Source organism: Nibrella viscosa (assembly GCF_039541875.1).
GTDB classification, from domain to species: Bacteria; Bacteroidota; Bacteroidia; order Cytophagales; family Spirosomataceae; genus Nibrella; species Nibrella viscosa.
The window spans coordinates 97,597-113,354 of the sequence record NZ_BAABHB010000018.1; the positions used below are offsets into that span (position 1 = coordinate 97,597).

13 protein-coding genes are annotated in these 15,758 nt (G+C 50.2%); all 13 read right to left on the minus strand.

Translation table 11 applies throughout. The features are described from left to right. Complete coding sequence (qatC, locus tag ABD931_RS27095; RefSeq protein ID WP_345271172.1) at positions 1 to 1,413, minus strand: Qat anti-phage system QueC-like protein QatC; 1,413 nt, start codon at positions 1,411 to 1,413, stop codon at positions 1 to 3. 11 nt (positions 1,414 to 1,424) lie between these two features. Continuing rightward, positions 1,425 to 2,288 (minus strand): Qat anti-phage system associated protein QatB, encoded by an 864-nt coding sequence (qatB, locus tag ABD931_RS27100; protein ID WP_345271173.1) that lies wholly within the window; start codon positions 2,286 to 2,288, stop codon positions 1,425 to 1,427. Beyond that, entirely contained in the window at positions 2,272 to 4,182 is a 1,911-nt protein-coding gene (qatA, locus tag ABD931_RS27105; RefSeq protein ID WP_345271174.1) for a Qat anti-phage system ATPase QatA, read from the minus strand. Before qatA ends, qatB begins: the two co-directional genes overlap by 17 nt. A 60-nt stretch (positions 4,183 to 4,242) precedes the next feature. After that, positions 4,243 to 4,410, minus strand: a complete 168-nt coding sequence (locus tag ABD931_RS29345) for a DUF4249 family protein (protein ID WP_370469359.1) — start codon at positions 4,408 to 4,410, stop codon at positions 4,243 to 4,245. A gap of 335 nt (positions 4,411 to 4,745) precedes the next feature. After that, entirely contained in the window at positions 4,746 to 4,955 is a 210-nt protein-coding gene (locus ABD931_RS27110) for a hypothetical protein (RefSeq protein WP_345271175.1), read from the minus strand. Positions 4,956 to 5,013: 58 nt separating this feature from the next. Then, positions 5,014 to 6,372, minus strand: coding sequence for a TlpA family protein disulfide reductase (locus tag ABD931_RS27115; protein WP_345271176.1), 1,359 nt, complete (start codon positions 6,370 to 6,372; stop codon positions 5,014 to 5,016). 748 nt (positions 6,373 to 7,120) lie between these two features. Continuing rightward, positions 7,121 to 8,743 carry a cysteine peptidase family C39 domain-containing protein gene (locus ABD931_RS27120; protein WP_345271177.1) on the minus strand — a complete coding sequence of 541 codons (1,623 nt, stop codon included), beginning with the start codon at positions 8,741 to 8,743 and terminating at the stop codon, positions 7,121 to 7,123. 156 nt (positions 8,744 to 8,899) lie between these two features. After that, positions 8,900 to 9,175, minus strand: coding sequence for a hypothetical protein (locus ABD931_RS27125; RefSeq protein WP_345271178.1), 276 nt, complete (start codon positions 9,173 to 9,175; stop codon positions 8,900 to 8,902). Positions 9,176 to 9,883: 708 nt separating this feature from the next. Next, positions 9,884 to 11,179 (minus strand): beta-barrel domain-containing protein, encoded by a 1,296-nt coding sequence (locus tag ABD931_RS27130; protein WP_345271179.1) that lies wholly within the window; start codon positions 11,177 to 11,179, stop codon positions 9,884 to 9,886. Between the two features lie 27 nt (positions 11,180 to 11,206). Continuing rightward, the gene (locus ABD931_RS27135; protein WP_345271180.1) at positions 11,207 to 13,387 is read right to left on the minus strand and encodes a peptidase domain-containing ABC transporter; all 2,181 of its coding nucleotides are present in this window, start codon (positions 13,385 to 13,387) and stop codon (positions 11,207 to 11,209) included. A gap of 83 nt (positions 13,388 to 13,470) precedes the next feature. Continuing rightward, the gene (gene tnpC / locus ABD931_RS27140) at positions 13,471 to 14,988 is read right to left on the minus strand and encodes an IS66 family transposase (protein WP_345271181.1); all 1,518 of its coding nucleotides are present in this window, start codon (positions 14,986 to 14,988) and stop codon (positions 13,471 to 13,473) included. Positions 14,989 to 15,036: 48 nt separating this feature from the next. Continuing rightward, positions 15,037 to 15,390: an IS66 family insertion sequence element accessory protein TnpB gene (gene tnpB / locus ABD931_RS27145; protein WP_345271087.1), complete on the minus strand. Its 354-nt coding sequence runs from the start codon at positions 15,388 to 15,390 to the stop codon at positions 15,037 to 15,039. Continuing rightward, positions 15,378 to 15,689: an IS66 family insertion sequence element accessory protein TnpA gene (tnpA, locus tag ABD931_RS27150; protein ID WP_345271088.1), complete on the minus strand. Its 312-nt coding sequence runs from the start codon at positions 15,687 to 15,689 to the stop codon at positions 15,378 to 15,380. The genes tnpB and tnpA overlap by 13 nt, the downstream gene beginning before the upstream one ends. Between the last annotated feature and the right edge of the window lie 69 nt (positions 15,690 to 15,758).

Genomic DNA, 15,758 nt, shown 5'->3' on the forward strand with positions numbered 1-15,758 from the left:
TTAATCGACTACTTCGACATTTTCTAGAATTGCCTCCACCTCTTTTAACCCTCGTAAATATACGGCTAAAGATTGGGCAGGCTCATCTAGGGGGCCTGTTAAGTGAATAGCTGCTTTTAGATAATTAGGATTCTGGCGATTCCTCTCAATCATATACCGAAAAGCCATGACATGTTCGCCTTTGGCCGATTTATTATCCACATTACGGGTAGAAGCATGTAATCGCTCATGAAAAATATCGGTCCTGTATTTCCGCTCTTCTGGTAAGGTCCGGTTATCATCAGACACCTTGGCTGCATGTAAAGCAGCACATCGAATTAGGCAAGGAACACACCGGCCACAATGCCTTTTCCCTTTCCCTTCTAATTTGGCATTGCGAGTAGCCGGGCGACTACAGGACATGGTGTTGACACTTGTAACAAACTCAGGGTCCTGGCTCTCCATGAGCATCTCGCCCTTTGTTTTAAATTCAAACGGATTGATAATGTCTATTTTTAAATCAATAGCGTTAACTAATTGCTGCATCACGCCCAGGTAGTATGGGTGTGTGGTCCGGGTGCTATAGGCACCAATGCGCAGTGGGGTAAGGGGGATGTTCAGTGTGATAAAACCATTTTCAGGTATGTATAAGGATCTGCGCGAAGACCCGGTCTCGCTATAGGGTAGACCTGATGCACATACAACCCCTAACGCAAGGAACAAAAAAGAGCGTCCGCGCTCTGTATTCTCACCCTCAATAGGATCTTCTTCACCATCATAAACCTTTTCAACACGCACAAATGCATTAATTAGCTTTGGATCAAGAGTTGTGTACCGCTTCTTCAGTGCATCTGCCGCTTGATTCCTAAAATCAGAAACCTCGCTGCTTTTAGCATGTCCAACCAGGAGAGGGCGTTTCCCTTCATCTAGCAACTTCATAGCTCCAATAAAGCTATCCATGCCACCGGAAAACAGGCAAACCGTATCTGTATGGTATTCTGAGGGCTTTAGCTTTCTGCGTCTAATTACGATGGATGCGGCACTTTGCCGGAACGTCACGCGCCAAAGGTCTCCAGTCAAAAAGTTTAAAATATGAGTCACTAAGCTCTGATGAGGCTCCCATAAAGCAGGATTATGAACAGGGACGAACAGGTGAAATTGCCGGGTCCACCCATCATCAGAATTTTTATAGCGATTAATCTTAGTGTCTGCTGCATAAGCAGCACAGGCAAGAGCCAAGAGATCTAATGCTGTCGCCGTAGGGTTTAGTCTAAGCGTTCGCAAGCTTTTCAGAAACTGATTCAACAGAATGCGCTGGCTTGGTTGATTCTCCACCTGAATATTAAATGTATAAAAGGCAGAAAATTCGGCGGTAACCACGGTGGCACCTGTATCTTCAGAACCAATCCGTAGTTCTATTCCAATGGTAGACATATAGAATCGTATTAACTGCTGATGATTGAACGAAAGGCGATCTGATAGATGCGCTGTATGGCTTGGTTCAGCGTCGCCAGGTTTTGCATTGACCGAGTCAACTCCGGTACAATAGTGCTATGAATTAATCCTTTGACAATCTGGTAAAGCTGCTCCTCGATTTCGATAGCCCTAGTCACATCAGCTGTGTCTACTGTCTGCGACCGGCCAACATCACAGATCAAGCGGTATACAATACTTTCCTCTAAAAAGATGGCCATCATTTCGCAGACTTGCGCTTCAGACAATTGCCGAAGATCTAAATTAGGTGTTTCATCGATAATTCTCGTAACCGTTTCGGCATAAGCCTGACGAGTCACAGCATCATCTAATAAAGCTGATGTGCCACATACCTGGCTCATAAGGGCTGACAGTACCTCAATTGCCGAACCATTTGAGTATTGAGCCAGGTCTAATCGAGCCAGGGTCTCCCCTAAACCGTCTCGATTAATATCAGTTAGTAGTTGACCAAACCGTGAAACGGCTAGTCCGGACCGACTAAGCCGACGGGCGGCTGTCTTTGGGCCTCCACTGGCTACAGACACGTAATTTTTCAGTACTCGCTTTAACTGGGAGTAATCTCCTGTTTTTACGACCCGGCTAAAGCCTCGCTGGCTTACATTGAAGCGGTTACCAATCTGTTGCTTTTCTGCGTTCTGGTCTTCTCCAGTTTCGTCCTCCTCATCAGGTGATTTCTCATCGTCACCTTCTGGTTGGGGCAGAGGGGCTGGAGGCCCTGCGGGAAAGTCTTCAGGGAGAGACTCTTGCTCATCTAGCCAGTCGGGAACTAAAGGGGTTGTGGGTTTTGGACCGCGTCGATTAATGGAAGTTCCCATCTGGTAGAGTTGGTATTAGCTGCTTAATCAATTCCTTGACCTTCGAATCCGCATCGGGATTCTGCTCAATGTTTTCGTAAAGAATTTTTATGGCTTTCTTGCCCTCTGGGGTTTTTATTGAGGTTAGATTACTGATTACACCTATCCCTAAATCTGTGACCGCAACTGAACTTATTAGCTCAACTAAGGGGAGTTCAAGAGAGGGCTGACGCTGAACCAGGTAAAATAATCCTTCCAGCGGCTTGGGTAGCGTTCGCCAATTTCCAGATTTCAAGACTAGCTTTTTTAACGCATTAAAAAGCTGGCGGGCTTGAGTTGGATCTAAGGCTCTTAACTCTGGTTCATACTTAGCTATCGCAATACGATGACCGCCCACCAGTGCCTCATAAACAGGCACAAGAGCGTGTGGCAAATCATCGGAGGCCTTGAAGCTGACGGCCCGTTCTCTGGAAATGAAGATATATGGTTTTAGATCGAGTGTAGAAAGTGGCGGCTCCAGTTTACCCCACTCTCTTAATTCTTCCTCGCTTGTATTTTCACTGGCGATGCCTTTACGTTTACCAGCTTTACTTTTCTGTTCCTCATTTTCGTCTTTTTCTTCTAGCCCCAGTACCAGTGGGGATCGACCATCTTCGGCTTCAACAACTTCATTGACAATCTGCTCGTATGTTTCCGGATAAAACCTTTCGATCAGCATTAATTTGGCCAGGACCCGTAGCTCTACCCGCTGCTCCAGACCATAAATCTTGGCTACTCGATGGCGGAGGAACAAGGTATTTAAGAAACGCTTTATATTTCGGGGATTACCCCGTAGCTCCTTCGCAAGCGTGCTTCCTAACTGATCGGCTATACGAAGCACTGGCTGTAGGTCATGACAGGGGAAGGTAAGCTGACTGGCAACAAATTCAAAAGATAGCTCTTTATTATCGTAGGGGGTTTGCCGACTGGTTTCAAAAGCAGTGCAGATTTCGGTAATTAACTGCTTGTCTGGTAATAAGAAGTTTTGTAGTAGCAGGAACCTGATATAGTTCTGGGTTTGGAGTTGATTGAGCGAGGGAACCCGTATGGGTATCTGGATGAGCTTTTCCAGATAATGTTTTGTGTATTCAGCCTGAGAAACCGGCAGTTCCGGAAAATGGCGACGAACGGCATATTCAATCATTTGCTCGTCGGCAGCAATTACAAACACGGTACCTTCAACAAAGAGGAAGAGCTTGATGGCTTCGAGTACATCGATCACCGCTGCGGGTAGGCAACGGTCCAGGTCATCTACCAAGATAACCAGGCGCTCCACTGTGGACGCTTTTATTAGTTGCTTAAGCTCATTGCGGAAGGCTTGGATTTGCGCCGGGACAGTGGCTTCTTCAGGCTTTAGCCATTCATCATCTTTGGCTGCTTCTAAAACGTCAATGGAAGTAGCACTGTCCTTATCCTCTTTCTTTCCGAGTACAGTTTTGGTAATGGAAAGTAACTCAGGCAAGCCGGCAATAGCTGCCCACGAAAAGCCGGTGGCCACATTCAACGCTAAGCTACCAGCAACTTTTGCTGTCTTTAACCAATTGATACGTTTTAGCAGGGATTTACCTAAATCCACAACTTGCGTACTCACTGAACGCTTGGCCATCAACTGGTGGACTACAGCCTCCATTAGGGCTGATTTAGTGTCCTGATAGCCTTCATATAGCCATCCATTAAACGTAAAACAAAGTGTCTTTTCATCAGCCGCAAATTCTGCTTCGATGAGGGATAAAACCGAGGTTTTACCCGCTCCCCAGTTACCATGAATGCCAATCGTCAAAGGCCGGAGCTCCTCTTCACGGATAATTTCAACAATGGTCTGAGCTATCCGGCGGTGGCCGAGTAGATCAATAGCTGTTTCTTTATCGTTCCACATTTTACTTTGAAGCAATGCTGGTTCTTGCCAACATAAAATATATTCTTCTTTAGGGGAAAGTTACCTAAACCGGAAGGTAATCGATACCCTACTGAAAGCGGCAAAACAGCCCAGCCCACCCTGAATATTACCAGGCAGCGGCAGGGGTTCGGCAAAGGGATTGTCGACTGCCCTCAGAGCGCGTCTCAGGGTCTCGTGATAATGATAATAGTTCAGATCCGCATTCATCAAAAATGCGTTGACCTGGATAGGCAGTAGTGCTTGGTCCACACCATTTATATAACTTCTGAACCATAATTCTGCTTTAGGCGAAGTCACTACCCGCCCTTCGGCATTGGCATCTTTCAGAAAGGGTAATTAATCACCAAAATAAAATGGAAAGGTCTGCCGAATGGTATCCTTTTGAATAGCCTGAACCTGTGTGTAAACATTCTTAATCGCACCGAACTCGTTGTCACCCGACACCTGATAATAGTTGACTATATCGACTGGGTCCTGCCACCGTAGGGTGATGCAGTATTCCGGAAAAGACGTATAGCGATCTTTTTCAAGGTATCTACACACTACTCCTTGATCGGCACTAGGCCGTGTACCGTACACTGGGCCGTAACCTGCTCGCCGGTGGGCAGCGAAGCGATCAGCGTATATGTTCTTCCGGCGATAATTGAGAGAGCGCTAGCCTCAATACAGAGATACTGCCGTTGGGCATCGTACCGGAGCAAAAACGACCGTCCGAAATACTTCGCCGTCATCCGCAGCAAGTGGGGTCGCATTCCATTGCATCGGATTGGCGATAATGAAAGAAGGAAGACATTGAAAAGGTTTTGAAACCTATGGTTTTTTTAATACGCCTATCTTTTTGAATGTCTCCACGATTTTCGGTAAGGCATCTTCACCAATTTCACGGACTAATACCTTACCGTCAGGAGAAATCAATGTGAAGGTTGGATAGTTTTTGATGTTCAAACTAACAAGAAAACTTGATGGTGTTTGAGCTGTCGAGAGCTCAGCGACTTGCGGCCAGGTAATATCAAATTTGGCTAATTGCTTCTGTGCACGGGCTTGTCCTGCGGTATTATACTCATAATCTATGCCAACGAACTGTATTTTTGCCGGATCAACCTGTGTATAAAGCATTTTTAAAGCAGGCATTGAACGAATACAGGGCTCACACCACGACCCCCAGAAATCAAGCAAAACGTATTTTTTATCGTCCAGGATATGTTGAATAGTTATCAAGGAATTGTCAAAAGATTTACCTTGAAGAGTTGGAATGCGGTTATTGACCAAACCTCCTTCTCGATTTTCCTGATAACCTTTGTATATAAGCTTTACTATTGAGCCCTCTCGATTACAAGATATAACCGTAAATACGTGGTTATCAACAACTGCTGTTTCCCCAATTTGCGCTGGCGCTTCTTTGTGTTCATACTCTTTCTCCGCTATCTGAATCTTCAAATAGGGCAGTCTATAATCGTCGGTATGACCTTTTGGTGAGAATAGTAGAGTAACTTTAAAGTTACTTTCCCCAATCCGAAACACTCCTTCCCGGTGTACGAATGGTACAGAGTAGACAGTGAGTTTCCTATCAAGATCAGTTGGATGAGAATAAGCCAAATCATAAGGCTTAACTCTTAAAAACGTATATTTACTGATAATCTCTCCTCTGTTAAAAGATTCATAACGAACTTTAACAAGCGGGGCCAAATCAAGCGTATCTCCCCGATAATATTTTTCTGTAGTCAGGGTATCGAATTCATATACTGTATCATTCGTGAAATCATCATCATTATTAGCATCGACCACAACAACTTTTTTTCCTCCTTTTAAACCGGAGAAAACACTGACAAAGGATTTAATTTTATTAGGCGACAATAAATTTGTGTCGATGTTATACTGCTGTATGTCTGATAAAAACTGTTTTGTATCGCGTTCGCCAGCTTTATAATTATCAAACCAGTACTGAAATTTATCAATAACGAAGTAGCCAATTTTGTATTCAGTACAGCCAAAGCGTTGGTTGGGCATACTTTCCCTTTTTGAACGTGAAAAGGGGAACGTATATCGTGCAAAGAGGTTTTTGGAATTTATAGTAGGAGCGACATGAACTGTTATACTGTCTTCCTGTTGTGCTAACAACGGGCAGGCACAAATAATAATGCCTATCAGGGTTAAAATTGTTGTTTTCATAAAATTTAGAAGTGCCTTGTAAAATGCTTAAACACATTTTACAAGGCAAATTAGTTGAAACAAATACATTCAACAATGCATGATCAGAGCAATAAAATAGCTCTATTCGAGTCTGGTTATTGGCTACAGAACTTAAGGTCTCCTAAACCACTGTCACACGAACATGACCCAGTCGGTCCATCAGTGCTCTTACACGAAGTGCCCCTACATGTGATTGTTCTGCCTCCACCGCAATCTGCCGTCACCTCAGCAAGCATGCCGCCAATAACATTCCGTTGTTGTTGCGCTGTTAGTTGAAAACTTTTAAATTTTTCCATGTGTGTTAGTAAGTTTGGACAACTGCACTTTAACTAGTTTCATTATTCACACTTAGACCAGAGCATCTACTCACTATCTGAATAAAGAGTAATAAACTAAGTCTTACTGAATGGATAATAAAAATATCATCTGTGTGATTGCCCTGTTTTTAGTTAAACAATAACGCATGAGTGCGAGTCCGAACCGCAACTACATGACCCATCAGGACCTGGATTCCCTTTACCAGCTCCGTCCTGAGCTGTACAAGTGCCTGCCCCCGAACAACTAATAGTGGTGCCATCGTTACATTTGGCAGTTGCTTCTCCCAATCTACCGCCCATCACTTGTCTGGCTTCCGCCTGACTTAATGAGTAAACCATGAAACTTGTCAACTTTTTCATCGTAAAAAAATTTAGAAGTGAACTGATTTATTATGATTTGGCCAAATCCACTATTTATTGTTTATCACCTCATTAAGACGAGACAATAACGGCACTATTTCTTTTAAACTATACTGTGCTGGCATCTTCCAGCCATCCACAAACACCGTTGGTGTAGCTTCAATCTGGTTGACTGCGCACCAACTTTGGTGATGAGCCACCAAGTCGAATACATTGGCGGGAGCATTCATTGAGACAAAACCCATTGCCCACTGCGCCGGGTCTTGCTGGGTGTTAGCAAACCAGGCATCTAAAGCCGGCAGGCGTTGGTCGGGCGGCAGAGCCAGCACGGTTTTAGCTACCACCCGGCGGGGGTCATTGGGTGCATCGGAGATGGTGAACACTAAATTTACGTTTAGCAAATCGGTGTCGGCCAGTAGTTCATTTAATTCTTTGTGAAGGCGAGTACAGGGGCCGCAAACTGGGTTAGTGGCTACGGTCATTGTGTGCGGGGCAGTAGGCCGGCCCAATTGAACAACGGCTTCGGTTGGTATGTGGCCGCGAAGTTCGCGTTGTTGATGCAGTAGAGCCGTAAATAAAGCTGGGTTGCTTTTAAACCGCATCAGGTCTTTCTGTGCAAGTTTTAAGGACAGGGCATCGGCTAGCGGGCGTTTGACAAACACCCAGAGTAGCGTCGGCAGCAGTAATCCCGCAAGCATTATTCTCACCACTTGGCCATTGATGGTCCACAGAGAAGCGTCTGATATCCAGTAGGTTAAGGCTTCAGTCCAGAGTAGTCCCAGCACCGTCAGGCACAACACGCACCACTGTTTCAGCACCTGACCCTGATACCAGAGCGAGACGAACGTCAGTGGTAGGGCAGTTAGTGCCAACCCGAACAATACCGCCTGCACACCTGCCAGCAGTGTTTGGTTGCCCGTCAGCCCGGCCAGTACCAGTGCCAGCCAACCTCCGGTAAAGTAGACAAACCCAATTTCTGACAGGCTCACTAGTCCGCCCAGCGTGGCTCCTGGCGAAGTCAGAACCGAGTGGCAATTGGCCTGCCGTCCTAACTGGCACAGTTGTCGCACCATTGGGTTATTCTGGTCGAGCGAGAACGCTAGAAGTAGTCCGCACACCACCGCGCCCGCCAAATGCAGTCCTAATCCGACCAGCGTCGCAGATTGTAGGGGCAAGGCTCCAAAGCCTGAAACTGACACCATAAAAATGCCCATCAGTAATATTGGTAATCGGAGGGACTGCCACCGTTCGCGCCGGTGCTTGCGAGCAAAATCGGCCTCACCAGCTAGTTCGTTGGCTTCAGCCATCAGCACTACGCCCGACCAATGTTTGACGAACTCTGCTAGCGGTTCCTGTCGCCAGCTTCCGGTGACGTCTTGCCACTCCACAATTCCGTTTTGTAGGGAACGCACTACAGTGAACATTCCCTCCTCTTCAAGACGGTGTACCATAAAGGGCGTGGGCACCTCGAACAGTTGGTCGGCGGTGAGCCGGGCGGCTAAGTTTTCTACCTTTAACGTATTAAGCGTTTGGCTAAGGGCTAGCAGGCTAGGGTAGTCAGGGTGGCGTTGTAGGGTATCTGCTATAGTATTGTGCGTTACCCGAACCTTTAATAGCCGCAGCAACGTAAGCAAAGCGGCAACCGGATTTTCGCGTGCGACAGTGAAAGCCATTGGTAAAAGCGGTTTTATTTCGAGTTTGTATACACAGCAAAGTGTGAAACTATTATGAAAATGTAATTTAAAGCTTATTTAAAATACCGAAGCATTCGGTTGATGTTGGATAAATAAAAGAATGACTCATGGTATGAAATACCACATTCGTAATCTTTACTGAGCTGTCTCGACCATGTTTTGCTCACTTTGGGGATCACAGATGGTAGGACAAGGCTGGCTAAAGGCTAGTACCCCATCAGTGTCACTAGTAGGCAGGATGTCGCGTCCCTCGGCATCCACGGCCACTAACAGCAGTTGGGGATTGGTGTCCTGCTGGCCGTAGTAGATGCGGATGGCAGTCCCCCGGCTAAGGAGCTGTTGGAGCAGGTCCGCGCTGAAGAGTTCGGCCCGAATGGCATTGGGATGCTCGGCCCGGTAGTGAGCGGTCAATTCCTTCTGGGGTGGAGATAAAGTTGGTTTTCATTGATCTACTGTTTCTATTAAGAAGAGTAATACGAGTGCGCCAGCCCGGCTCAAATCCGCCCTTTAGCCTGAAGCAGCACCAGGTGTTGACTGGCATAAACCTAGTCGGTGGGGGATTAACGTCAAAATATTTTCGACCAAAGCGGAGTTAGCAGCGACAAGGATGGCTTTAGAATCGACAAAGCTTATCAGCCTACCCTGCGACAGAGTAACGAGCTTGTCGGGTTTGGTAAATTCGTTGCAGATGGTGATTGACTAGAAGTTCGTTGGTGCGCTGATGGGTGGCAAACAGCCGTTTTACGTACATACGGGCGACACCGACGATATACTGCCTTTCAGGAGTTCCGTATAGGCTACGGCGTCAGTATTGATGATTTAAAAAGCCGACCAATTGTTTCATGTTGTATAGAGGCAAACCATCAAGCAGCACCAGCTTTTGGTCGGGGCTAACGTTCCTTCAGTACCGGCCTGGACACCGGGTAGCAGTTGCAGCGTGTTCAGCAGGTCATTTTCCCCAGCAGGGCAGGGGCTTTGCGAACCAGTTCAAGCGGAATGCTGAACCGTCCCGCTATTAAGGACGATTCTTTTGGTCTACAAGAAGATTAAAGTTAAACAAATGAGTTAAATAAATCGGCCAATTCCTGATGAATAGTCATTATGTCCATAAGGTCAGGACTAAAAGCTACCGTTTACTACATGCCGCAGTTGGTAAAACAGCTTTTGTAGCAAACGGCTATCTTCGGTAATAATCTCGGCCGATGCAGCCATACCTGTCTTGAACGTCAGCGACTGCCCATAAGTTGTTTCCAAGCCCTTCGGCAGGAGAACTTTAGCCAGAAATACACTGTCTTTCAGCGGCACTTCGTTAATGGTGGCGATCTGCCCCCGCACCGCTCCATACTCCTGATACGGATAGCCGGCAAACTTAACCAGGACAGCCTGACCAATCTTTACCTTCCCGAAGTTATGTTGTGGAATCCTTAGTTCTCCAAAATAACCGGTGCCGGCCGGAGCGATGTAGAATAACTCCTGATTGCTGCTCAGGTGCTGATTCTCTTGTAAGACAGACGGGAAATAAACACGACCTCCCATCGGCGCGGTAATTATATAGTTCATCTTCCAGGCTTCGGCCGCACTTTGCAGCGTGTTCAGGGCGTGCAAAAAATTGTCCCGCTGCTCGGCTACTACCTTATCCAGTTCCAGAATTTCTTTTTGCTTGGCCCGTTGCAAAGTCAGATTCGTTATCAAAGCGGAAGCCGTTTGTTGATACGGAAATTTACGGGCCAGGTTCTTACTTTCTTCCCGTTTCAACTCCAGGGGCGCAATAACCTTCTCGGCCGCTAGCCGGCGCTGCACCTGGTAATCCTCCTCCGAGAGTTCTATATCGCGCTGCTGTAACGCTTGCTGTTCTTTCAGATTCTCCGACAGGGCCTGCAAATCCGCTATCTCCTGCCTGAGCAACACCTTCTTTTTACTATAAAAACCATTGGACAAATAAGCTTGAAGCTGAATGTAGGTTTGCTCAAAGGTCTGAAAAGCCGGTTGTAACTCGCCTAGTTGATGATACTGCGCTAAGTTCAAAGCGGGTAAGGCTTCCAACTGCCCTCGTTGCGCCAGCGACCAGGCTTGTCTCAACGTCTGCATCAGCCGCAGAACCTCTTCGTGGTCGGCCGTACTTTCCAGATAAGCCAGTGTTGTCCCCCGTTGCACCATAACTCCTTCCGAAGCAAATAGCCTGACGAGCTTTCCCTCCGTGCGCGAAACAAGCGCTTTGGGAGCGTTGGCCGTTGTAAGCAAAAACGACGCTTTAATGAGCGTCGGATAGCGAATCAACCAGGCTCCGGCAAATACCAGTACCAGCACGGCAAACACCAGGCTAATACCCCAGCGCAGCAGCCACCGGGGCGGCCGGGATAGCACTTCCTGTACTTCTTCCGAGCGCAATTCGATAAATTCAACAGATTGAGCCATGACACAGCGTTGTTATATCCGAAGTTACTAACTACCCAGTTCCAGTTGGTTTCTGACCAATTGCCAGTAATCGCCCCGACGCGCTACCAGTTCTGCGTGGGTACCCACTTCCGTAATCGCTCCTTTATCCAGCACCACAATCTGATCGGCATGGCAGACGGTACTCAGCCGGTGCGCGACGATAACCACCGTGCGGCCGGTAAAGAACTCGTCTAAGTGCCTCATGATGATAGCTTCATTATTGGCGTCTAAGGCGTTGGTCGCTTCATCGAAGAAAATGTACTGCGGATCTTTATACACGGCACGGGCAATCAGCAGCCGCTGCCGTTGCCCCTGACTGATGCCGTTTCCTTCGGCCCCAATTTTGGTATGATACCCCGACGGCAGCGAGTCGATGAACTCGCGCAGATTTGCCACCCGTACGGCATGTTCCAGCCGCCCGGCATCAATGCGGTCTACACCCACGGCAATGTTGCGGGCAATGGTATCCGAAAAGATAAACCCGTCCTGCATGACTACCCCGCACTGACTCCGCCACATCGCATGACCTACGTTGCGCAGGGCCGCGTCGCCCAGCCGAATTTCGCCCCGGCCGGGTTCATAGAACCGTAGCAGGAGTTTGAGCAGCGTTGTTTTACCGCTGCCGCTCATGCCGACGATGGCCGTGGTTTTACCTTCCGGTATGGTTAGGTTAATGTTGCGGAGCACCGGCTCATTACCTGCTCCGGAATAGGTAAACGACACCTGTTGCAGGGCTAATCCTTTGCCGGTAGGCAGTTGGTCCAAGTGCGGCTGGTCGGCCGGCTCCTCGTCGGTAAGCGTATGGATCTCATTGAGCCGCTCCAGGCTGATTTTGGCGTCCTGAAGCCCCTGGGTGAAACCGACCAGTTGCTCAACGGGGCTGTTCATCTGCCCGATAATGTATTGCACGGCCAGCATCGCGCCAAGCGTCAACTGTCCATTGATTACGGCCTGCGCAGCCAGAAACGTAATCAGAATATTTTTGCCTTCGTTAATGGCGAAAGCCCCACCCGTCTGAATCTGGCTCAGGGCCAGCCCACGCATCTGTAGACGGAACAGCCGGACCTGCAAGCGCTCCCACGTCCAGCGCATGGTCTGCTCGGCCCCGGCCAGTTTGATCTCCTGCATCCCCTGAATGAGCTGCACCAAGTTGCTCTGGTTTTTGGCCGCTACGTCGAAACGCCGGAAATCCAGCTTTCGGCGATACCGAAGAAAAAGGACCACCCAGCCGACGTACAGCCCACTGGCCACCATGAAAATGCCGAAGATGCTGAGATTATACATCGCCAGCACCATACCGAAGATGACGAGGTTGACCAAGGAAAACAGCACCGTCAGCGTTTGCCCGGTCAGGAAGGCTTCGATGCGGTGGTGGTCACTGATACGCTGCATAATGTCGCCGAACTGCTTGGTATCGAAGAACGACACCGGCAGGCGCATGAGCTTGATGAGAAAATCGGATAAAATATTGAGGTTAACGCGGGTGCTGATGTGCAGCAGAATCCAGCTACGGATAAACTCCACCGACAGCCGCCCAATCATCAGCATCAGTTGCGCCCCCAGCACCAGATACACAAACGGCAGGTTCTGCGTATTGACGCCGATGTCGATCACCGACTGAGTCAGGAACGGAAACAGCAGTTGCAGCCCGCTGCCGACGGCCAGCGCCAGCACCAGTTGGACCAGCAGCGGTTTATACTGCCAAAGGTAGCTCAGCACCCGCTCAAAGCCGTAATGGGTGGCGGGTTCGTCCTCCTGCGCAAAAAAAGCCGGGGTTGGCTCCAGCAGCAGCGCTACACCCTCTGTGTGCTCATCTGTCCGGGCTGATAACCAGCCCTGGCAAAACTCATCAGCCGTGTAGGTAATTAAACCCTTGCCCGGATCAGCCACATAAACGGTACCCAGACGGTCACTCGATGTCTTTGCCCGCGAAGGGGAGACAGGCGAATCTTTCGGTGGAATGACAACTTGTGCATCGTTTACCGGAAAGCCCTGTATTGTTGGCCGGATGAGCGGCTCGGGATCATATCCGGCCGGGGCTTTACGGCCACCCATGATCCGGTTCATCCAGGTTTTGCCGACGCCTTTGATAGCATACACCACCACAAAGTGATTTTGCCGCCAATGCACGATACCGGGTAACGGGGCTTCTTCGGCCAGTTTCTCAGACCAAATCTGTACACCCATGGACCGGAACCAGTGGCCTCGGAAGCCTCCGCAATGCCCAGCAGCGACATCCCCTCCTTACGTATCCACCCGAGCAACCCCGTCTAGGAAAAGCGGGTTTTGTAGTGCTGGGGGTATAACTGCCGCAGGTCTTTGTGGTTGATCGTCAGGATGTGTTCCAGCACATACTTCAGCCACTCATAGGCATTCACCCCATGCGCCTGACAGATGGCAAACAGCGAGTAGATGCCCGCTGCCCGCTGAGCGGCCGCATGCGAGCCGGCAAACAGATAGTTCTTGCGGCCAAGGGCGATCGGCCGGATGGCATTCTCCACCAGGTTGTTGTCCAGTTCCAGATGACCATCCTGTAGGTAGGCGCACAGCCCATCCCAGCGGGCCATACTGTAGCTGATGGCTTTGCCCAACTGACTGCGCGGCAGGCTGCTTTGGGCCTGCTGCGCCAGCCACTGACCCCACTCGTTGAGCACCGGCAGGGATTGCGCCAGCCGGAGTTCTTTGCGCTGGGTCGCACTCAGTCCCTGCTGCCGCGCCTGGGCTTCGACGGCGTAGAGCTGCTGAATATACCTCAGGGCCACCTCCGCTCGGGGAGCATCACTGCTGAGCGCCCGCTCGAACTCCCGACGCGCGTGCGCCAGACACGCCAGGTGGGTCACGCCGGCCTGCCGCCCATACTGGCTGTAGACTCCATAGCCGTCACTTTGCAGATACCCCACAAAGCCCCCCAGCAACTCACGCGGACCCTGGGCCGAGCGCGTAGGCTGGTAGTCAAACAATGTGGTCTGATCCAGCGGACAGTGATAGACCCAGTAGTAGCCCTGATGGCAGGCCCCTTTCCGCTCGCTCTCCAGCACCCGGATCGGCGTCTCATCTACCTGTAGGTACCCTTTGGCTTTGGTATCGGCTTGTAGCTGTTCATACAGCAGGTACACCCGCTCCAGCGCCTGGCGCGTCCAGCCCTCCAGGGTAGAGGCTGCCAGCTCAATGCCCCAACGCTGGAAGCGCTGCCGCTGGCGGTACAAGGGCAGGTGGTCGAGGTACTTATCCACCAGCAAGCCTGCCAGCAGCCCCGCGCCGGGAATGCCTTTGGCAATCACCCGCTCAGGCAAGACCCCGATCTGCACCGGCCCTTCTTTGCTAGCGGCCATGTACTTGTAGCGGATGTAGCGCCGGATGAAGCAGCGGGCCGGCACACACTCCAGTTCGTCGGTGATGTCTTTGCCGATGCAGATAAGCCCCCTGAGATCACCCGCAGGAAAAATCTCGATCTCCTCCACCGGCAGGTGGGCCGGCAAGGGCAGCCGACCCGGATGAGGACGCCTGGCGGAGTTCTGGCGCAAGTGCTGCTGTTTTTGGGCGAGCTGTTGCTGCTGAGCATCTGACTCGGGTGGTGGCTCTAGCGGCAAACTGACCGAAGGGTGTTGAAAGCGCTCCCGCTTCTGGCCAAACAGCATGCGCCGATACTGCTCGACTTGGGCTTGGAGCCCCTCGACCTGCTGCTGGAGCTGGACCAACTGGCGTTGCTGCTGAGCAATCAGCGTTTGCTGTTGCACCAGCAACTGCTGCTGCTCAGCCGGGCTTAGCTGGTGGAGGGGAATGGCCATAGGCGAAAATAGCCAAAAAACAGCAGCTTTGCCAGGTAAGTGGCTGGTTTAGCCGCTGACGGGGTGGCGCATGCGCTTTTTCTGGCGGAAGGTCAGCAACTGAATGCCCTCAACCATCAACACCAACTCGGGCCAGCGCAGGAGTGTAGCCGCCCCGCTGGCCACTGGCCGAGCAAAGCGACCCTGCTCCAGGCGCTTGCTGTAGAGGACAAATCCACCCGGCTCCCAGTGCAGCAGCTTGAGGGTAGTTCGGCTGCGGTTGAGAAAGACAAAGACCTCTCCGCTGGTAGGCTCACGCTGGAGTCCCTGACGCACCAGGCCACAGAGCCCGTCGATGCCCTTGCGCATATCACAAGGGGCAGTGTAGAAGAGATAGGTCTGAGCTGAACTCAGGCTGAACATGCGTCAAGCAGGGTGACTAAGGAGCGCAGCAGGCTAAGTTGGGGGCCGGGTAGTTGGATGCGTACCCCGTTGGGGTAGATTACCTCCAGGGGCAAGGCCGTGGGCTGGGGCTCCAGGGAGAGTGCTACAAAAGCGGGGGGCGGAGCAGCGGCTTGGCGAGCTTTGCGCTGCCAGTAGTAGAACTTGGCCGGGGAGATGCCGGCCTGTTGGCAGAAGTCGGCCAGCGAAAGGCCACTAAGGGGGAAAGCCTCAATCAGGCTGAAGAGTTGCTGAGTCTGGTCAGTAGCTAAAGTAGGCATGGGTGTTTTTTAGCCAAAAGTAGCGGCCCCGTAGGCAGCAGAAAAGACGGGGTTCGTCGGGTGGTTACT